Raw genomic sequence first — 21,303 nt, forward strand, 5'->3', positions numbered from 1 at the left:
GGATAACTTATGCTCGCTGATTTCCATCAGCTAAGTTATCCGCTAAAGTCCATTTAGGACTTTAACCCTTAATTTCTCTGTTTAATTTTCAAAGACCAATTTGCTTTGCCGTCATCAGGCAACTTCTATATCTTATCAGCTGCAAGCTGCTTTGTCAACAACATTTTTCTTGGAAGTTTTAAGCAGTTTTAATTGTCTACTTTTGTAGATGCAATCGCTGTAGGATTTATATTATCAAAATTATATGTCTCTGTCAACGACTTAGTTAGTGGTAAATTATTCATATAACTTTAATATAAATACCATTAAGGTTTATAATAGTTAATATACTTATGTATGGAGATGATAAATATGTGTATAGATAGATTAAAACAAATAATAAATGAAAGTGATAATATTGTTTTCTTCGGAGGGGCTGGAGTTTCTACTGAAAGCAATATCCCGGACTTTCGCTCAAATAGCGGTTTATATAATACTGAGTCCTCTGCTGGCTATAAACCAGAAACAATATTAAGTCATTCCTTTTTCAAAAGTCATACCGAGGATTTTTATAACTTTTATAAAAATAAAATGATATATACAAAAGCAAAGCCAAATAAAGCACATTTAGCTCTAGCAGAACTTGAAGAGAAGGGCAAGCTTAAAGCTGTAGTTACTCAAAATATTGATGGACTTCATCAGCTTGCTGGATCAAAAAATGTTCTTGAACTTCATGGTTCTGTTCATAGAAATTATTGTATTAAGTGCGGTAAATATTATAGCTTGGATTATATAATGAATAGCCCTACTAACATACCTCGATGTGATTTATGCAGCGGTATAGTAAAACCTGACGTAGTTTTATATGAAGAAAACTTAAATATGGATGTGCTCTCTAGTGCAATAAATTATATCAGTAAAGCCGATACTCTAATAGTTGGCGGCACCTCTCTTGCTGTATATCCTGCCGCTGGATTAATAGATTACTATATAGGCAGCAAACTAATTCTAATAAACAAATCAAAAACTCCTTATGATAATAAAGCTAATTTAATATTTCATGGCAGCATAAGCGACATCTTAAGTTCTGTAGTGTAATTGGACCTAAAAATTAAACCTCTAAACAGATAAAGTTTTTTCTGTTTAGAGGTTCTTAAATTATAAGCTTTGTTAAAAGGAATTAATGGTTATTTTATCATTTACATATTTAAATATAAACCTATAAAAATATTTAAATATATAAATATTTACTGCAATCATGCCGATTTACAGTAGATTTGCCTTCTACAATATCAAATAACACGCTTATATCAACACTATTATTAATCAGCGCCAAATTATAATATTCCCGCAGCAAGTTCACCAATAGTATTTATGTAATTAAATTCATCAAATTTAAATTCTTTTAGCTTTGTAGATGCACTTAAGTACAATATACCTTTCGCTGCTCCATTTTTTACAAGCGGTACCACAACTATTGAATGCCAATCAGGCATTCCTGTTACAGAGTCATAATTTACACTTTCATCCCAATCAGTCATGAACAATCCCTGTTTTTTTATTATTGCTGAATTAACCGCCTCACTATTATAATTAATTGGCTCAGACCAATTTTCATTAAATATTTTTCTAGAATATATATTTTTTATTTCTCTATTATCAATGATAAAAAACATTCCACACTCTGACTCTGTAATTTCTATAATTCTTCCAAGTAAATTATATATTTTATTCTCAATACTTATATCCTGTTTTATTAGTTCGATAATATCAACCATAGCAAGTATATTTCTTGAATCTTGTACTGTATTACCAGAAACAATTCCAGAAAGCTTATTTCTACCCTTTACCTTATTCAAAAAATCATTACTCCAGACTTGGCATCTATTTCTTCCAAGCTCTTTAGACACATATAATGCTTGATCTGCCTTTTCTACAAGTTCTTGCTTCCACTGAGCATTATGTGGATAAGTAGCAATACCAAGACTCATTGTTACAGAGGTTTTATCTTCTAAAATTTTTGCATCCTCAACCGCTTTTCTAAGTTTTTCAGCTATAACCAAAGCTTCCTTACCATCAGTTTGTGGAAGAATGATAATAAATTCTTCTCCACCATATCGTCCAAAAACATCATTTTTTCTTATATTATTCCTTACAATATCACAAGCGCGTCTTAGAACTTCATCACCAGCTTGATGCCCGAATCTATCATTTATTTGTTTAAAATGATCCATGTCCATCATAATTATAGAAAAAATATTATTAAACTCATCCACTCTATCTATATGTTCACTAAGCGACTCTTCAAGGAACTTTCTTGTAAGTGTTCCTGTAAGCTTATCTGTAGATGATGTTAACAAAAGTTGATATCTTTCAATATTAACTCCAGCTAACCTGCTTAATTCAACACATTTTTTAAGTGTTTCCTTATTGAAATTATTAAGTATTCTTTCAGACTCAAGATATATATATCCTTTAATTGAATTTCTAGTTTGATTACTTTTCAAATCTTCAATGTTCATTATTATAGGTACACATATAACAGCCTTGGTTCCTTGAAGAATAATATTCAATTCTGGTTTATTCTCATTTGAAGCTTCAGTTATCAAAATTGCATTTCTGCTGGATTTTGCTTTTTCAAACACATACTTACTTCTCGGTACTGAATTACTTCCATCCATTGAAGTAATTACATGATAATCCTGCTCAAAACTATCAACAACAATAATACTTTTAGTAGCAATTGTAACACTTGCAAGGTATTTTGTTATTAGATCTAAATTTTTTAAGGGGTCTGAATATAAGTTCTTAACGATATCTGAAGAAGTTCTAATTGTTTTAGGCAAATATGAATTATATAGTCTTCTTGCAGATCTTATAAAATACTTGTTATTCAATATATCTTTTACATCTTCAAAAGCAAAAAGTTTATTCAGCTTATTCAAATTCATTTCTTCAAAGTCATTATCACTTTTGAAAAGTACTTTATCATATTCCCTAAAACTCCTTAACGTCGCAAGCTTTTTAAATGGGATTAATAGATTATTTTTAACGACAAATTGTACTCTAAACTCCTCTGGAATGCTTAATGCCAGTTTTTTAATTATTTCACAAGCTTCAAAATAAAAATTTATAGAGTAAAAGTAATCTTTGCCATAAAAATAATAGTCGCCAAGTTCACTGCAAACTCTAAGTTTCGACCAATCATCTTTTTCGATTTTACACATTTCAAAAGAAGCACTTAATACCTTTAATTTATTTGTTCCTTTAGCAAATACGCCACTTAAATAGAATTCTTTTATTCTCATTATGTTTGGTTTATCAGATACACTATAATTTTCAGCTTCATTAAATAACGCTGCAGCCTGCTCTTCAAAACCTCTTTTATATAGTTCAACAGAAGTACTATAAAGCTTGTCTACTTTTAAAAGAGTTGACTCAAACTTGTTTATAACCTGACGAACACCTATTAGTTTGTTATTCAGTTCTTCTCCTGACTGAATATTGCTTATATCAATAAAACCTTTCAAAATACTGCATTCCCACTTTGGTAAGGATTCATCAAATTTATAAACTTCAAGCGCTTTATTTATAAAAAAATCAGCCTTTTCAATATCTCCAAAAACACAAAATAATTCTGCACTCATTTGATAGTATACTGCAATTTCTTTTCCATGCTCAGGATATTCCTCAAGTTCTTTTTCAGCGAGCATATGATACTCATAAGCCTTTTGAAAATCTCTTAACCTTAAATATATGTTTGAAAGATAGTTATAACAATAGAATATATTTCCTTCATACTCTATCTCTTCAGACTTCTTTAAGGCATTGAGGAAATATTCAAGTGAAAGTTCATAATTCCACTCCTCAAAATAAGAACAGGCTAAATTAGTAAGCGCCATAACCTCATAGCTAATAATATGATTTCGTTCACTAATTTCTTTAACTTTCTTAAGATATTTAATGCTTTCCCGGCTATTTTGATATATATCTCCATATATGACAGAAATATTATTTAGTGCACTAACTATCCCCTCTGAATAATCTATTTTCTCAAAGCACTTCAAGCTTTCTTTGTAACAATTTAACGCCTTATCACCCAGAGAGTTATTTAAATAAACATTGCCTAGATTCTTATAAAAGATTCCTTTAAATTTATAATCATCTTCTTTGCAAAGCCTAATGCATTCTCTACATATTTTTTCAGCGCTTTTATATTCTTGTTTTAATGCCAGAACCCTGACTAAAAGCTCCTTAGCTTCAAAATAAGTCTGCGTGTCCTCTTCTATGATATTAGACTTTTCTAATATTTCTTCTGACTTTTTTATATAATTTAATGTTTTATCAATTTCATTTCTTGAATAATATACCTTTGCAATCCTATTTAAAGCCTTAATATGCTTATTACAATTATCTAATTTTACAGCCAGACTTTCTGCTTCTTTAAAGAATTCTATCGCAATTGCTCCATTGCCATCATCTTGATATACGTCTCCAATTCTAATGAGAAGCTCTGCCTTTCTATCATCTTCGTCATTGTTCTCCATTATAGCAACAGCTCTTTTTAGATTTTTTACTGCCTCGCTTCTATTCTTAAAAAGTTCCATCTTATCTGCTATTTCTAAACAATACTTAATTACTTTTTCCTTATGTCCAGCCTTTTCAAGATGATATATCAACTCTTCTCTATTGCTCAATCCCTCGTTGAGCTGCATTTCTAATAACTCTGCTGCCAATTCATGCTTTTTCTTTTTATAACTTATATCTAGTCTTTTTCTGATTAGGCTTTTCAATATTCTATTGGAAAAATCATAAACAAATCCTCTATCTTCAATTTTCTTGCATAATACACCACGTGATTCTAAATAATTAACTTTTTCTGTTACGTCGACTATATCCTTCAAAACAATTTTAGTTATATCATCTAAGGAAATTGCTGTATTAAAAATTGATATACCATTTAACACTTGTAAACTTAAACTGTCTATTCCTTTTATTTGAGAAAGAACAGCTTGTTCCATGTTTGAAGGCACAGGCAGCTTGCTATAATCGTAATCAAATTTGCTATTCCATATTCCGCTTTTTTCATCTACATAAATAATATTTTCAGAATATAAGTTTTTTAAAGTTTCTTCAATAAAGAGCGGGTTTCCAAAGGTTTTTGAGAATATCCTCTCACCAAAAATACTCGGCCTTACCGGCATTCTTAAAACATCTTGAATTAATGCAACTGAATCCTCATTGTTAAGCCCCCGCAAAGGTATATCTATACTGTTTACTTGACCAGAAACTTTAGCAATAAACTCTGAAAGTCTTTTGTTATTGTTAAGTTCTCCATCACAATAAGAAAAAATAATCATTATATTTTTATTTCTTAAATATAAGTATTCTAGAATATCTATTGAGAAATCTCCAGACATATGAGCATTATCAATAATAAATACAGCAGGTTTTCCTTTCATAAAATCATTTATAAAAGTGCACACTGAACCAATCAGCCTAATATTTTCTTTCTCTCCTGATATCGTACTGCTTGGAACAATGTTTTTGTTTTTTCCAAGTTCAGGTATAAGTTTTATTAATTCACTTTCATATCTTTCAAGTAAGTCACTATCGCACTCACTTATTATCTTCCTTAATATATCAATTGCTCCTCTATTACTCCCTAAACTTGATGCTTCAAGACTATAACTAGAATAAACATTTACATTCTTTAGAAGAAGTATTCTTTCCAGCTCCTTTAAAAGCTTTGTTTTGCCTATTCCGTACTCTCCGTGAACTATAACGAACTTTTCTCGAAGTCCAAGCTGAGCCATTGATTTATAAATATTAATGACATTATTAATTTCATAATCTCTTCCTATAAGCTTAGTGTTAAAATTAAGCTTTTCAACTTCATTATTATAGTGAGATTTATAGTTTGTCCCAAATTCAGCATTTATATCTTCAATTATTTGTCTTATATTAACATACCTTTTTTTAGTATCCTGTTCTATCATTCTTTCTATAATTGGAATTATTCTATTTAAAAAATTCAAATATTCTTTTGTAAAGTTTCTATCAGATTTATTTATATTTTTTATCTCATGAATTAGATTTATATTATCTTTTATTTGTTTTTTGCAAACAAGTAATAAAAGCACTCCAAGAGAATATATATTTGAAGAAACCGACTGTGTTTTATCTTCTAATATTTCAGGTGCCTTAAAAATAAGCTGACTGCTTTTTGTACTCCAATAGTCATATTTTTCAAGCTCTACAGAAGCTATATCCTTAAATTTTATTTTAGAATTACTAATAAATATATTATCTAAATTTATTCCGTTATATATAAAACCTCTTAGGTGTAGATAATTAACTGCTTGACATAGTTCTATGATTAGATCTAAAATTTCTTTTTCTTCCATGCCGCTTATAAAATGCATTAAATCATAATCTGCTTCTGCATATTCATTAACATAAAAATATCTTAGACCCTCTATTCTTTTATTATCTATAGTCTGTATAGAGTCAAAATCATATAATTTAACAAAATTATTTTTATCTATTGTCGTTAATGCAGAAAAATCTTTAATATAAAAATCAAGCAAACTTTCTGGGAGATATTCTGAATTAATAATATTCAATTGAAATTTTTCACTTTCGTTCTTAATATCTAAAACCAAATATGAAGAAACTAAACGATTTTGCTTTAAATTTTTAACTATTCTATATCTATTATTAATTAAATTCATGCTAATCTCACTCCCATGCATAGAAACATATTATAAGTATAGCATTATATGTAAATGTGGTAAATATTCTATAACTAATTATGCTAAGTAATTATTTCACTGCTTTCTTATATAAATCACAACCTTTTGATTCACTCATATACTAATACAAAAATAGTAATATTGCAGGTGAAGTATATGAACTATGAAACAGAGGAAGCCCCTTACAGATACTTAGTAGCAGGAGTTGATACCCAAGTTCCACTGGCCAATGGAAACTATGGGACCTATGTTAATTTTGACAATGCTGCTACAACACCACCTTTTAATTCCGTTATTAAAGATATTATAAGTTTTTCGCCCTGGTATTCTTCAATCCATAGAGGAAATGGCTACAAATCCCAAATTTCATCAAATATATTTGAAAGCTCACGGGAAACAGTTTTAAATTTTGTACATGCTGATTCAAGTAATGACACTGTAATTTATGTTAAGAATACCACAGAGGGCATAAACAAATTAAGCTTTAGACTCTGCACCGGAGATAAAAAATGCGTTGTGCTATCTACTAATATGGAACATCATTCAAATGACCTGCCTTGGAGAGATAAATATAAACTTGATTATATAGAGCTTGATAAGCAGGGTAAATTATCTTTAAAAGACTTGGAGCAAAAATTAATTAATTATAACGGAGCTGTTAAGCTGGTCACTGTCTCCGGAGCATCTAATGTTACTGGTTACATCAATCCAATATATGAAGTGGCTAAGCTTGCCCACAAGCACAATGCTAAAATATTAGTTGATGGAGCGCAATTAGTTCCTCACTCTCCGGTGGATATGAAACCTGAAAGTTCTTTAGAGCATATAGACTTTTTAGTATTTTCAGCTCATAAAATGTATGCACCTTTTGGCATAGGTGTACTTATAGGTCCAAAAGCTGCTTTTATGCAGGGTGCTCCTGATTATAAAGGAGGCGGTACTGTAGATTTAGTTACTCACGAATACGTTGCTTGGAACGAACCTCCTGAAAAAGAAGAAGCCGGTACGCCAAATGTTATGGGAGTTGTAGCTTTGGTATCAGCAATTAAAACTCTAACCTCAATAGGAATGAAAAATATAGATACTTATGAAAGAAGCTTAGCTTATTATGCTCTATCTAGTATAAAAAATATAAAAGACATAGAACTTTATGCAAGCTCAGAGGATATTAACAATAGAGTAAGTATAATTCCATTTAATATTAAAGGTATGCCTCATAGCATAGTATCAGAAATACTTTCTCTTGAAGCAGGGATAGCAGTTAGAACAGGCTGCTTTTGTGCTCATCCTTATGTTCAAAAACTGCTTGATGTTTCTGGAGAAGATATATCAAACTATCTTAGAACCGATAAATCAGAAAGACCTGGCATGATAAGACTTAGCTTTGGACTATATAACAGTTTCTCAGAAATAGATTATTTTTTAAGAGTATTAAAATATATAATTAATAACAAACAATATTTTTTAAATAAATACAGCAATCATACACATTAATCACCCTTTGCCTTTCTGTTTTAGGAAAGGCTTTTGTTTTTATGAATAAAAGTGTGCATAAAGATTAAACTAAACTTGCTAAGAATAATTATTTGAGGATGGTGATTTATTTGAACAAAAAAATAAATCTTCTTTTATTTAGCGGAGATTATGACAAAGCCCTAGCAGCTTTAATCATTGCAAATTCAGCAAAGGAACTTGGAGCAGATGTATCAATTTTCTTTGCCTTTTGGGGACTTTTATTAGTTAGAAACCCTGAAGTACCAATTGCAGACGAAAAAACCCTATATGAGAAAATGTTTAGTATAATGACTCCTAAGGGTCCTGAAGATTTACCTTTATCTAAAATGAATTTCAGTGGATTTGGCAAAGAAATGCTTAAAGCAATGATGAAAGAAGAGGATACTCCAAGCCTAACAGCATTTTTAAATGGTGCTAGAAAAAAAGGAGTTAAATTTTATGGCTGCAAGCTGTCTGTGGAAGTAATGGGCTTTAAAAGCGAAGAACTTTTACCAGAACTTGAGGTAATTGATGCTAAGCAGTATCTAAAGGATGCATTAGAATCAGATATGCAGTTATTTATATGAACCATTAACTAATCAGTTGAAAGCCCTCCCTTTTTATTATAGAATTTATTTAGACTATTAATATTCTCGGGGGTATATATGAAAAACGAACATAAGGCACTTGCTGTTTTGGCAGGCATAGTTTCATCAAGTATATTTGGATTAAGTTTTTTATTTTCTAAAATGGCTTTATCAGAAGCAGGAATTTATGAACTTTTATCCTTTAGGTTTTTAACAGCTTTCTTAATAATGTCAATTCTTGCACTACTTAAAATAATTCGTTTAGATTATAAAGGAAAGAATATAAAAGGTTTATTGATTCTTGGTCTTATGGAACCAGTAATATATTTTATATTTGAAACCTATGGAATTAAGTTTTCTTCCTCATCTATTGCAGGCCTTATGATATCTCTAATACCAATAGGAGTTGTTATATTATCAGCATATTTTCTTAAAGAAAAGCCCTCTGTTTCCCAAACAGGCTTTATCATACTTTCTGTTTTAGGTGTTATGTTTATAGGAATTATGGGTAGTTCTAATTCTGGAAGTTCCAGTTTACTTGGCATAATATTATTAATCGGTGCAGTATTATCAGCCGGAATGTTTACAATTATCTCAAGGAGACTATCAAAAAACTTTACACCTATGGAATTAACTTATTCCATGATGGCTATGGGAGCAGTTTTCTTTAATTTTGTTTCAGTAGTTCAGCATTTAATGAACAATAATATTAAAAACTATTTTTCACCACTAATGAATACTAAGTTCTTAATATCCATAGGATATCTAGGAATACTTTCATCAATAATCGCCTACTTTTTAATAAACTTTACATTATCAAAAATAGAAGCTTCCAAGTCCTCAGTACTCTCAAATATATCAACTATTGTTTCTATAGCAGCAGGAGTAATTTTCTTAAAAGAAGCTTTTCACTATTATCATCTTATAGGTTCACTTATGATACTCTTAGGAGTATGGGGCACAAACCATTTTGAACCCAAGAATATTACAAAAACTGAAGTTTTATAAGAAAATTAAAAAGATGGCCTAAGCAAGCCATCTTTTTACTATTCTACTTCTTCAAATTGATCTTTACCTACTCCACAAAGTGGGCATAGCCAATCTTCAGGAACGTTTTCCCAGCTAGTTCCTGCATCTACTCCGTTATCTGGATCACCTATTTCTGGATCATATATGTATCCACAAGCTATACAAACATATTTTTTCATAATTTTTCCTCCTCTTAACACTCAATTTCATTTAATATTAATTATATTTTACCAACTTCCACGACATATGTAAAGTTATAGGCAAAAAATAAATGTTAAATTATTGTGTATGCTTAGATTTTAGCAGCTACATAAATATTTTATTCTATTTCAGTCATATTTATACTACTTATCTAATTACATCCTGTCAAAACCACTGCTTTACTCTATCTATTATCTTATAATTAGTCAAGTCATAATGAAGCGGTGTAATGGTTATATATCCCTGTTTAAAGTAACTTACATCCGTATCTTCTTCATCTTTATCATTTACACTGCCCATTATTTCATAAATAAGATTTCCTTCTTCATCCTTACTCTCAACAAAAACATTATTGTAAGTTCTATTTCCTATTTTACAAGCCTTAATACCTTTAATATCTTCCTTATCTACAAGGGGAACATTAATATTCAAAACTACATCATCACTTATATAATTATCCTTTGCCATTGAAATTATTTCAACCGCTGTTTTTGCTGCAATTTCATAATTGTCTTTATCGCCTTGAAATTCCGAAGACACTGCTATAGACGGAATATTATATACCGATGCCTCAATAGCTGCCGAAACTGTTCCTGAATAAATAACATCTGTTCCTAAGTTTACCCCTTTATTGATTCCTGAGACCACCATATCAATCTTGCCTTCAATAAGCTTTTCTACAGAAGTTCTAACACAGTCTGCCGGAGTTCCATCTATGCTGTAGGCTTTTGAATTTATACCTTCAAGCTTAACCTTTTTCACAATTAAAGGTCTTGTTATTGTTATGGAATGCCCGCAGGCACTTCTTTGATCATCCGGTGCAGCTATTACAACCTCATGATATTTTTCTAATTCTTTTGCAAGTTTATATAAGCCAGGAGCATAAATTCCATCATCGTTTGTTAAAAGTATTTTCATATATACACCAGCCTTTAAAGTTTTTTCTATTTATATTATAACTATAAATAATTATTAGTACACTCTATTCTACGTAATGTTGACACAACACTAAAAATATATTTCAACTATTTAAAAATTTAAAATAGTACAGTGTATTATTATTGACGGTGCCTTATAAACAAGGTACTATATATCTATAGAGACTTATGGGTTTAATATAAATATTATTTAATTAAAATATGAAGGTTTTCAATCATGTTATTGCACAAACTTCATGTAACCTTGAAATTTTAAATAGGCAGAACATACGAAGTTCTGCCTTTTGTTATATAAGTCAAAGGAAGTGCTTTATGAATACAATAAAAAATAAAAAAATAGAACTGCGCAAAATACAAAAGATAAAACTTTATAATATTTTAGGCAGTCATGAAACAACTATAAATGGTGTTAAAGGAGTTCGCTTTTTTCTATGGGCTCCTAATGCAAGAGAAGTAAAAGTTGTAGGAACCTTTAATAATTGGATAGGCAGCAAGCATATAATGAAAAGTAATAAAAAACTAGGTTTATGGATCTTGTTTATTCCTAATCTTTGCTCTGGTGATATTTATAAATATGAAATTACAACTTACGATGGTAAAAATCAGCTTAAGTCTGATCCTTTTGCTTTTTATTCCGAATTAAGACCTAATACCGCTTCAATGATAGTTAACTTAGATAATTTTGAATGGAATGATAATGAATGGCTTTTAAAAAGAAGCTCTGAGGCTTTATATGATAAGCCATTAAATATTTATGAAGTTCATCTCGGATCGTGGAAAATGAATGATAATGAAGAATTTCTAAATTATAGAGAAATAGCTGACAAACTTCTAGAATACATACTTTATATGGGGTATACCCATATAGAACTCCTTCCTGTTACAGAGCATCCTTTAGATGCTTCCTGGGGCTACCAAAGTACAGGCTATTATTCACTTACAAGCAGGTTTGGTACTCCAGAAGATTTTATGTATTTTGTAGATAAATTTCATCAAAATAATATTGGTGTTATTTTAGATTGGGTCCCAGGTCACTTTTGCAAGGATGCTCATGGGCTATACAATTTTGACGGAACAAAGCTCTATGAATATGAAAATCCCCTGCTTGGCGAAAATTATGACTGGGGTACTGCTAACTTTGACTTAAGCAGGCCTGAAGTCAGAAGATTTTTGACAGCTAATGCTTTGTTTTGGTTTGATACATATCATATTGACGGCATGAGAGTTGATGCAGTGGCAAACATGCTATATTTAAATTACGGCAAGAAAGAAAATATGTCTCTAAAAAATAAATTTGGAGGCAGTGAAAATCTTGATGCAATAGATTTTTTAAAGCACTTAAACTCATACATATTTAAACACTTTCCAAATGTACTTATGATTGCAGAAGACTCTAGTTCCTATCCTTCAGTTACAGCTCCAGCTTATTTAGGCGGTGTTGGTTTTAACTACAAGTGGAACATGGGCTGGATGAATGATATGCTGAAATACATGCAAATGGATCCTATATATAGGAAATATCATCATAACTTAATAACCTTTTCTCTTATGTATGCTTTTTCAGAAAACTTTGTTCTTCCACTTTCCCACGATGAAGTAGTACATGGCAAAAAATCTTTACTTGATAAAATGCCCGGAGATTATTGGCAGAAGTTTGCTAATTTAAGAATGTTTTATGGATACATGATAGCTCATCCAGGAAAAAAACTTTTATTCATGGGCAGCGAGTTTGGTCAATTTATAGAATGGCGTTTTGCTCATGAACTTGATTGGATGCTTTTAGATTATCCAATGCATAAATCCATGCAGGATTATGTAGGAAAGCTTAATTTGCTGTATAAATGTGAAAAAGCCCTTTGGGAAAAAGATCACAGCTATGAAGGTTTTCAGTGGATTGATCATCAAAACTATGAACAAAGCATAATATCATTTATGAGAATAAGTAATAATCCAAAAGATTTTATAATAGTTGTTTGTAATTTCACTCCTATAGTATATGAAGATTATAAGATTGGAGTCCCAAGCTTTATACACTATAAAGAAATATTCAACAGTGATAGCGACTGTTTCGGAGGTTCAAATCAAATAAATAATGAAATAATTAAACCTGAGCTGGAGAAGTGGCATAATCAGCCATATAATATAAAAATTAAAATTCCGCCGCTAGCCACTATATTCATTAAACCTGAATATGAATTTAGATTGGAAAAGCCGGCATTTGAGGAGGTTGAAGTCCTAAACGGAATTCAACGAGCAATTAGCGAACGGAAGTGAGGTTAATGTCCTAAATGGACATTAACGGGCTGGCTAGCCAGTGGAAACTGGCGAGAACAGACAGCCCAGTGATTAATTGCTCAGTGCTTCCGACTAAAAGGAGGTAAAAGTCCTAAATGGACTTTTACGAGTAATTTTCGAGCGGAGCGAGAGTCTTAAATTACTCTGTGTTCCGATTAAAAGGAGGAATTGAAAATGCAGAAGAAAGAAATGATAGCAATGATCCTTGCAGGGGGGCAGGGAAGTAGACTTGGTGTACTTACAAAAGGAATTGCTAAACCCGCTGTTCCATTTGGTGGAAAATATAGAATTATAGACTTTCCACTAAGCAACTGTTCAAATTCTGGGATTGATACAGTTGGTGTTCTAACCCAGTATCGTCCTTTTGCCCTAAATTCACATATAGGTATAGGTTCTCCTTGGGACCTTGATAGAAATAAAGGCGGAGTAAGTATACTGCCTCCATATATGCGTGAATCTGGCGGTGATTGGTACAAGGGAACAGCAAATGCCATATATCAAAACATGAACTTTATTGACAGTTTTAACCCTGAATATGTACTTATTCTTTCTGGCGACCACATATACAAGATGGATTATTCAAAGATGCTTGAGTTTCACAAACAAAGAAATGCAGATGCAACCATAGGTGTTATAGATGTATCTCTTGAAGAAGCAAGTAGGTTTGGAATCATGAATGCAAATGAAACCTATGAAATATATGAATTTGAAGAAAAACCAAAGCATCCTAAGAGCACGCTTGCTTCAATGGGTATTTACATATTTAATTGGCAGGCATTAAGTCAGTTTTTAATAAAGGACGAACAGGATCCAAAATCAAGTAATGATTTTGGTAAAAATATAATACCTAAAATGCTTGAAGCAGGCAAAAAATTAGTTGCATATCCTTTTAAAGGCTATTGGAAGGATGTGGGCACTATAGAAAGTCTATGGCAGGCAAATATGGATTTACTCGATGATAACAATGAATTAAATATACATGATAAAGCCTGGAAAATCTATTCAGTCTCCCCAACCTTGCCCGCCCAGTATATTGGAGAAACTGCTTCAGTTAAAAACTCACTCATCTCTGACGGCTGTGAAATTTTTGGTGAAGTAATTAACTCCGTATTATTTTCTGGGGTTTATGTAGGCAAAGGCTGCAGAGTAATTGATTCTGTAGTAATGGCCAACACAAAAATAAAAGATAATTCTGAGGTTAGGAAAGCTATTATTGGCGGAGATGTTATTATTGAAGAAGATACTAAAATAGGCGATGGCAGCAAAATTGAAGTTGTTGCTGAAGGCAGAGTACTAGACAAATATTCAGAAATATAGATTTAATTCAAGGTTGATGGGAGATGAAACTCTATGCTTAAAAATTACATGGGAATATTAATGTTAAATGAAAATGACGATAAAATAAAAAGACTTACAAGGAATAGACCCTTAGCCTCCATCCCCTTTGGCGGAAGATATAGAATAATTGATTTTGTTCTTTCAAATATGGTTAATTCAGGTGTTACAAATATAGGAATGTTTACTGATGGAAAAACAAGATCTCTTATGGATCATATCGGCTCGGGAAAGCCCTGGGATTTAGACAGGAAAATAAATGGTTTATTTATCTTCCAATTAGACAAGAATAATTATTATATGAATGAAATTGAAAGCTTAAAAAACAATATAGAGTATTTTTATAAAAGCAAAGAAGAGTATGTTATTCTTTCCTCCTCTTATATGGTTTGCAATATAGATTATAAATCAGCTGCTGCTTACCATGAAGCCTCCGGCTCGGATATTACTATAATATATAACCATGCAGAAAACTGCAAATCAAACTTTATCGACTCCAGTATTTTAAATTTAGATGAGAATAACAATGTGCTCAGTGTGGGCAAGAATATAGGCACAGATAATATAAACAATATATCTATGGAAATGTTCATAATGAAAAAGGAAGTTCTTATAAACCTAACTCTCGAATGTATTAAATCCGGCTATTATAGTTCCATTAAAGAAGCTATATACAAGAAGCTTGGAAATCTTAAAGTAAATGCTTATGAATTTAAGGGTTACGTAAGCTGTATAAATTCTGCTGAGGTTTATTATAAAACGAGCTTGGACCTATTGAACTTAAATATAAATAACGAATTGTTTTTCAGTAATGGACTCATCTACACAAAATCCCAGGATGAACCCCCTACTAAATACTCAAACTCTTCAAAGGTTTCAAACTCATTAATAGCTAATGGCTGTATAATAGATGGCTGCATCGAAAGCAGTGTTATATTTAGAAGAGTGAAGATACACGAAAGTGCTGAGATTAAGAACTGTATTATAATGCAAAACTGTGAAATTAAAGCTGGCGCAAAACTTAGCAATATTATAATAGATAAAAATATTGTAATAGAAGAAGGAAAAGAACTAAAGGGTGATATGGATATCCCCTTAGTTGTCGAAAAGAAGCTTTACTTTGAATAAACTTTTAGAAAGAGGAGATTAGTTATGAAAATACTTTTTGCATCTTCAGAAGCTCATCCATTTATAAAGTCAGGAGGTCTTGGCGATGTGGCTTATGCTCTTCCTAAGGCACTTCGAAAAATGGGTGTAGACATTAGAGTCATAATCCCAAAGTATTCAGATATAAAACAAGAATTTAAGGACAAAATGATTACTCTTGAAACCTTTAATGTTCCTGTTGGTTGGAGAAATCAATACGGCGGACTTCAATATCTGGAATATGACGGTATCCCCTTCTACTTTATAGATAATGAATACTATTTTAAGAGACCAAGTTCCTATGGCTTCTATGACGATGGAGAAAGATTTGCTTACTTTTCCAGAGCAGCACTTGAAGCAGTTAATCATATGGTTGATTTTACTCCCGATATTATTCACTTGAACGACTGGCATACAGGCATGATAGCTCCTATAATGAAAGAACACTTTAAAGGTAATCCTAGATTTAAAGATATTAAAACAATATTTACTATTCATAATCTTCAGTACCAGGGAGTCTTTCCAAAGGAAACCTTAGGCGACTTATTAAGCCTTGGAGATAATTACTTTTCTGAAGATATGTTAAAATATTATGATGGTATTTCCTTTATGAAGGGCGGACTCAACTTTTCTGACAAAATAACCACAGTAAGCAGCTCTTATGCAGAGGAAATAAAAACTCCATTCTACGGTGAAGGTCTTCATGGACTTATGCAGGTTAGAGGCAATGACTTAAGCGGGATAGTAAACGGAATAGATACGGAACTGTTTAATCCTAGAGAAGATAAAGAATTATTTTATAACTTTGATTATAATGATATTAGTGGTAAAGCAAAAAACAAACTAGAACTTCAAAAAAGCTTAAACCTTCCTGTTAATGAAAATATTCCTATGATAGGAATGGTTACAAGATTAGCTTCACAAAAGGGAATAGACTTACTGGCTCATATTATTGAAGAATTGCTAGCGCTAGATATACAACTTGTAGTGCTTGGAACTGGAGAGCAAAAATTTGAAGAAATGTTACGCTACTACGCTGGGGTTAGCAAAGACAAACTTTCTGCAAACATAACCTTTAACAATACTCTTGCAAAAAGAATTTATGCTTCCTCTGATCTGTTCCTTATGCCTTCACTGTTCGAGCCTTGCGGTATAGGACAGCTTCTTGCACTTAGATATGGTACTTTGCCTGTTGTTCGTGAAACTGGTGGTCTAAAAGACACAGTTCATGCCTTTAATGAATATACTAATGAAGGAAATGGTTTTTCCTTTTCAAATTATAATGCTCATGATATGCTTTATACTATAAAAAGAGCACTTAATTTTTATGAAAATAAGGAGTTGTGGAACAATCTTGTAAAGAATGCTATGCTTATAGATAACAGCTGGAAAAAATCAGCTTTAGAATACAAAAATCTATACGATTCCTTATTATAGAATAATAATTTTAGTAGACAGCAGTATTTGCTGTCTACTGTTATATTAGGGATATTTATACGTTTTCAAAATATAAAGGAGAATCATAATGAAACTTAATAAAGAAAAATTCAAGTCTGATTATAAACGAAAGTTAATGAACACCTTTGCTGAAGAAATTGATACTGCTTCAAAGCTCCATAAGTATTTTGCCCTTGGTGGCTTAGTTAGAGATTATGTCACAGAAAATTGGGTTAATACAAACAAATATTACATGGAGAGCGGCGAGAAGCAAGTTTACTATTTTTCTATGGAATTTTTAATAGGAAGGCTTCTAGGCAGCAACCTTCTGAACTTAGGTATAAGAGAACTATGTTATGAAGGTTTAACCGAGCTTGGCATAGACTTAAACGAGCTTGAGGAAGTTGAAAATGATGCGGGGCTTGGTAATGGCGGCCTTGGAAGACTTGCAGCTTGTTTCTTGGATTCTATGGCTTCCATTGGTGTTCCTGGTCATGGCTGCGGCATAAGATACAAATATGGCCTATTTGAACAAAAAATAGTTGACGGCTATCAAGTTGAAATACCTGACTACTGGCTAAGAGATGGAAATGTATGGCAAATTAAAAAAGAAAATAAAGCTGTTGAAGTACGCTTTGGCGGAAATGTAAGAGCTACTTATGAAACCGGGAGACTTTCCTTTATTCATGAAAATTATGAACCAGTACGTGCAGTTCCCTACGATACTCCTGTAGTTGGCTATGATAAAAATATGGTTAACACCTTGAGATTATGGAGTGCGGAACCAGTAGACTATGAATTCGATTTTTCAACCTTCAGCCGAGGCGATTATCTTAAAGCCGCTGCTTACAGAACCTCAGTAGAATCAATATCGCAGGTTTTATATCCTGATGACAGCAATTTTGAGGGAAGGCTTCTAAGACTTAAACAGCAGTATTTCTTTGTAAGTGCAGGACTTCAAAGTATAGTTAGAAGCTATAAAAAATCAGGACTTCCCATGAATGAATTTCACAAGCATACTGCAATACATATAAATGATACTCACCCTTCTGTTGCAGTAGCTGAGCTTATGAGAATACTTGTAGATATAGAAGAACTATCCTGGGAGGAAGCATGGCATATAACGACTAATACAATGGCTTATACAAACCATACCATACTTTCCGAGGCTCTTGAGAAATGGCCTGTTGACATGTTTATGAAGCTTCTGCCAAGAATATATATGATAATTGAAGAAATAAATAAACGTTTCTGCGAAGAGCTGTCTCGTAGATACCCAGGTCAAAATGGAAAAATAAATAGTATGTCTATAATCAATGATGGAGTTATTAAAATGGCTTATCTTGCTATAGTAGGAAGTCATTCTGTTAACGGAGTTGCAAAGCTTCATACTGAGATATTAAAGAATCAGGAACTTAATAACTTTTATCAGGTTTTCCCTGAAAAATTTAATAATAAGACTAACGGCATAACCCACAGAAGATGGCTTATGAAAGCAAATCCAAAACTTACGGAAGCCCTAAATCATACTATAGGTACTAATTGGATTAAAAATCCTAATGAATTAGGAAAACTGGAAAACTTTAAAACTGATAAGTCTCTGCAACGTAAAATAGCTTCTATAAAAAAAGAAAATAAGCTTCAATTTTCAAATATGCTTAAAGCCAAGTACGGAATTGATATCGACCCAAATTCAATTTTTGATGTTCAGGTTAAAAGACTTCATGCTTATAAGCGACAGGTGCTAAACATTCTTCATATTATGTATTTATATAATAAACTTAAGGAAAATCCTAATCTTGATATTGTTCCAAGAACCTTCTTCTTTGGTGCTAAAGCTTCACCTAGCTATCATCTTGCAAAACAGACTATTAAGCTTATAAATACTGTAGCAAATAAAATAAACAATGACCAAAGTATTAATGGAAAGTTAAAAGTTATTTTTCTTGAAAACTACAGCGTATCTCTAGCTGAAAAAGTTATCCCCTGCGCTGATGTAAGCGAGCAGATTTCAACAGCTTCAAAAGAGGCCTCTGGAACCGGAAATATGAAGTTCATGATGAATGGTGCTATAACTGTTGCAACTCTTGATGGTGCTAATGTTGAAATGAAAGATTCTGTAGGGGAAGATAATATAGTTATTTTCGGTCTTAAAGCGAACGAAGTTATAAGTTATAATAAGTACGGAGGTTATTCTGCCTTTGATATTTATAATAACGATATGAGAGTTAAAAGAATACTTGATCAATTAGTTGATGGTTCTTTAGGCGTATCTTCAGGTGAATTTAAAAATATTCATGAATCTCTTTTAATGTTTAATGACGAGTACTTTGTTCTAAAAGACTTTGATGCTTATGTTAAGGCTCAAGAGAAGATTGATACGCTATATAGAGATCCAGCAAAATGGAATGAAATGTGTATAATGAACATCGCGCACTCTGGTATTTTCTCCAGTGATAATACTATTAGAGAATACTCTAAAGATATTTGGGGTACTAGAGAATTAAAGTCTGTACCTGTTATTGATTAAAAATAGTATTTATGATGCATGGATTATCTAACTTATCCATGCGTTTTTTATTCAATTTGCACGTGGTTTGTGATAATATGAAAATATAAATATTTATTTAAATATGACAATTGGAGGTGAAGCTTTTGAAAAATAAAGTTAAAATATTACTAGCTTTAAGCATAGCTGTTTCTACTGTAATTTCAGGCTGCAGCACAAAAACAAAACAAGCAGTTGCAGCAAATAATACAGCTATAAATTCAAACACTAGTCAATCTAGTGATAATGAAAACTCAAATTCAGAAAATAATTTACCTAACCCCTCTGCTGATAACACTGATAAAAATAATCCTACTGAAAATATACCTCAACAACCTGAAAAAAGTAATACGCAGTCTGATCCAACTCCTAAGCCTGCAGCACCAGTAAGCGTCTCGAACACAGCTTCCCTTGATACTAAAAGAATAGGCTGGTCCTGGGCTTACTCGCCTAAAAGCAGTGCTTCTTTATTATCAAAATATCATGGCTATGCCTTTGGTGATATTTCGAAGAAAATCATATATCTTACTTTTGACGAAGGATATGAGTACGGTTATACTCCAAGTATTTTAGATACATTAAAAGCAAATAATGTTCATGCAGCCTTTTTTGTAACGGCTCCATACATTGTCGGTTCTTTTAATGGTATTAAGAACTCTGACCTCTTAAAAAGGATGACAAACGAAGGACATGTAATCGGCAACCATTCAGTACATCATAAATCTATGCCTGACTTTACTGACGAGAATGCTTTCAATACAGAACTAACAGGAGTTGAGGCTGCTGCCGCAAAAGTTCCCGGAGTAAAATTATCTAAAAACTTCAGGCCGCCAATGGGCGATTTCAGTGAATTATCTTTATACTATACACAAAAACTAGGCTATAAAACTATATTTTTCTCTCTTGCATACAAGGATTATGACGTAAATAATCAGCCTGATCCCGAAAAATCTAAAGAGTTCTTATTGCAATCAACCAAACCGGGTATGATATGTCTTCTTCATGCAGAGTCAAAAACAAATGCATCAATTTTGGACAGCCTATTAAAGGAATGGAAAAAGCAAGGGTATGAATTTAGAAGTTTAGATGAATTATAAAATAATAAGGGCTGCTGTAAAACAGCAAAAACTTAGCGTGTTCTTTAAAGTTGCAGAAACATTGAGCGAACATTAATAAGACTTTAATTATTTTTTATACAAATCCGTTAAAAATCCTATATTGTTTGAACGAAGTGAGTTTATAGGATTTAGGAGTTGTATAAAAAATAATTATTAGTCTTATAATGTGTAGCGAACGTTTCCTAAACTTTAAAGAACACGCAGAGGTTTAAGCTGTTTTACAGCAGTCCATTCTTATTGTATCTACTTCTCTGCCTTAGTAACAATTTTATTTACTTTGCTTTCTTCAACGAGATCGCTTTTACTAAAGCCTTTTCTGAAATATCTTATCTGCTTGTATTTAGTACCGTTCATTTCAAAATCCAGTACATCTATTCTGTCACCAGTGTAAATAACCGGCTCTTTTTCACCTTTAAAGAATATTTGAACTTCCATGATGCC

The 21,303-nt window shown here is 31.9% G+C and carries 14 protein-coding genes; 10 read left to right on the plus strand and 4 right to left on the minus strand.

The window, feature by feature from the left end:
* The first annotated feature begins 351 nt into the window (after positions 1-351).
* The gene (locus tag JK636_RS11955; RefSeq protein WP_202749243.1) at positions 352-1,077 is read left to right on the plus strand and encodes an NAD-dependent protein deacylase; all 726 of its coding nucleotides are present in this window, start codon (positions 352-354) and stop codon (positions 1,075-1,077) included.
* A gap of 239 nt (positions 1,078-1,316) precedes the next feature.
* Here the strand turns inward: JK636_RS11955 and JK636_RS11960 are convergent, their stop codons facing one another.
* Positions 1,317-6,713 carry a diguanylate cyclase gene (locus JK636_RS11960; protein WP_202749244.1) on the minus strand — a complete coding sequence of 1,799 codons (5,397 nt, stop codon included), beginning with the start codon at positions 6,711-6,713 and terminating at the stop codon, positions 1,317-1,319.
* Between the two features lie 177 nt (positions 6,714-6,890).
* Here JK636_RS11960 and JK636_RS11965 point away from each other — a divergent pair, with 177 nt between their 5' ends.
* The 3 genes from JK636_RS11965 (at position 6,891) to JK636_RS11975 (ending at position 9,823) form a co-directional block, all read left to right on the plus strand.
* Positions 6,891-8,228, plus strand: coding sequence for an aminotransferase class V-fold PLP-dependent enzyme (locus JK636_RS11965; protein WP_202749245.1), 1,338 nt, complete (start codon positions 6,891-6,893; stop codon positions 8,226-8,228).
* Between the two features lie 110 nt (positions 8,229-8,338).
* Positions 8,339-8,815: a DsrE/DsrF/DrsH-like family protein gene (locus JK636_RS11970; protein WP_202749246.1), complete on the plus strand. Its 477-nt coding sequence runs from the start codon at positions 8,339-8,341 to the stop codon at positions 8,813-8,815.
* Between the two features lie 78 nt (positions 8,816-8,893).
* Positions 8,894-9,823 carry a DMT family transporter gene (locus tag JK636_RS11975; protein ID WP_202749247.1) on the plus strand — a complete coding sequence of 310 codons (930 nt, stop codon included), beginning with the start codon at positions 8,894-8,896 and terminating at the stop codon, positions 9,821-9,823.
* Positions 9,824-9,861: 38 nt separating this feature from the next.
* On the opposite strand, the gene rd is transcribed toward JK636_RS11975, so the two are convergent.
* Entirely contained in the window at positions 9,862-10,023 is a 162-nt protein-coding gene (rd, locus tag JK636_RS11980) for a rubredoxin (protein ID WP_202749248.1), read from the minus strand.
* A gap of 187 nt (positions 10,024-10,210) precedes the next feature.
* A complete protein-coding gene (gene surE / locus JK636_RS11985; protein WP_202749249.1) occupies positions 10,211-10,963 on the minus strand; it encodes a 5'/3'-nucleotidase SurE in 753 nt (250 codons plus the stop codon).
* 332 nt (positions 10,964-11,295) lie between these two features.
* On the opposite strand from surE, the gene glgB reads away from it, so the two are divergent.
* From glgB to JK636_RS12015, 6 genes are all read left to right on the plus strand, one after another.
* Complete coding sequence (gene glgB, locus JK636_RS11990) at positions 11,296-13,257, plus strand: 1,4-alpha-glucan branching protein GlgB (RefSeq protein ID WP_202749250.1); 1,962 nt, start codon at positions 11,296-11,298, stop codon at positions 13,255-13,257.
* 195 nt (positions 13,258-13,452) lie between these two features.
* Entirely contained in the window at positions 13,453-14,595 is a 1,143-nt protein-coding gene (locus JK636_RS11995; protein WP_202749251.1) for a glucose-1-phosphate adenylyltransferase, read from the plus strand.
* Positions 14,596-14,628: 33 nt separating this feature from the next.
* Positions 14,629-15,741, plus strand: a complete 1,113-nt coding sequence (glgD, locus tag JK636_RS12000) for a glucose-1-phosphate adenylyltransferase subunit GlgD (protein ID WP_202749252.1) — start codon at positions 14,629-14,631, stop codon at positions 15,739-15,741.
* A 24-nt stretch (positions 15,742-15,765) separates the two neighbouring features.
* On the plus strand, positions 15,766-17,196 hold the full coding sequence (glgA, locus tag JK636_RS12005; RefSeq protein ID WP_202749253.1) for a glycogen synthase GlgA: 1,431 nt from the start codon (positions 15,766-15,768) through the stop codon (positions 17,194-17,196).
* Between the two features lie 88 nt (positions 17,197-17,284).
* Positions 17,285-19,726, plus strand: coding sequence for a glycogen/starch/alpha-glucan phosphorylase (locus JK636_RS12010; protein WP_202749254.1), 2,442 nt, complete (start codon positions 17,285-17,287; stop codon positions 19,724-19,726).
* Between the two features lie 125 nt (positions 19,727-19,851).
* Complete coding sequence (locus JK636_RS12015; RefSeq protein ID WP_243428218.1) at positions 19,852-20,841, plus strand: polysaccharide deacetylase family protein; 990 nt, start codon at positions 19,852-19,854, stop codon at positions 20,839-20,841.
* Between the two features lie 264 nt (positions 20,842-21,105).
* On the opposite strand, the gene JK636_RS12020 is transcribed toward JK636_RS12015, so the two are convergent.
* Positions 21,106-21,297 (minus strand): hypothetical protein, encoded by a 192-nt coding sequence (locus JK636_RS12020; RefSeq protein ID WP_202749255.1) that lies wholly within the window; start codon positions 21,295-21,297, stop codon positions 21,106-21,108.
* Positions 21,298-21,303 lie beyond the last annotated feature (6 nt).

The organism is Clostridium rhizosphaerae, assembly GCF_016765585.1.
In the GTDB taxonomy this organism is placed as follows: domain Bacteria; phylum Bacillota; class Clostridia; order Clostridiales; family Clostridiaceae; genus Clostridium_AT; species Clostridium_AT rhizosphaerae.

Coding starts and splice junctions, on each gene's coding strand:
- JK636_RS11960 (WP_202749244.1), bottom strand. CDS start 6,713: ATGAATTTAATTAATAATAGATATAGAATAGTTAAAAATTTAAAGCAA.
- glgD (WP_202749252.1), top strand. CDS start 14,629: ATGCTTAAAAATTACATGGGAATATTAATGTTAAATGAAAATGACGAT.
- JK636_RS11955 (WP_202749243.1), top strand. CDS start 352: ATGTGTATAGATAGATTAAAACAAATAATAAATGAAAGTGATAATATT.
- rd (WP_202749248.1), bottom strand. CDS start 10,023: ATGAAAAAATATGTTTGTATAGCTTGTGGATACATATATGATCCAGAA.
- JK636_RS12010 (WP_202749254.1), top strand. CDS start 17,285: ATGAAACTTAATAAAGAAAAATTCAAGTCTGATTATAAACGAAAGTTA.
- glgB (WP_202749250.1), top strand. CDS start 11,296: ATGAATACAATAAAAAATAAAAAAATAGAACTGCGCAAAATACAAAAG.
- JK636_RS11965 (WP_202749245.1), top strand. CDS start 6,891: ATGAACTATGAAACAGAGGAAGCCCCTTACAGATACTTAGTAGCAGGA.
- glgA (WP_202749253.1), top strand. CDS start 15,766: ATGAAAATACTTTTTGCATCTTCAGAAGCTCATCCATTTATAAAGTCA.
- JK636_RS11995 (WP_202749251.1), top strand. CDS start 13,453: ATGCAGAAGAAAGAAATGATAGCAATGATCCTTGCAGGGGGGCAGGGA.
- JK636_RS12020 (WP_202749255.1), bottom strand. CDS start 21,297: ATGGAAGTTCAAATATTCTTTAAAGGTGAAAAAGAGCCGGTTATTTAC.
- JK636_RS11975 (WP_202749247.1), top strand. CDS start 8,894: ATGAAAAACGAACATAAGGCACTTGCTGTTTTGGCAGGCATAGTTTCA.
- surE (WP_202749249.1), bottom strand. CDS start 10,963: ATGAAAATACTTTTAACAAACGATGATGGAATTTATGCTCCTGGCTTA.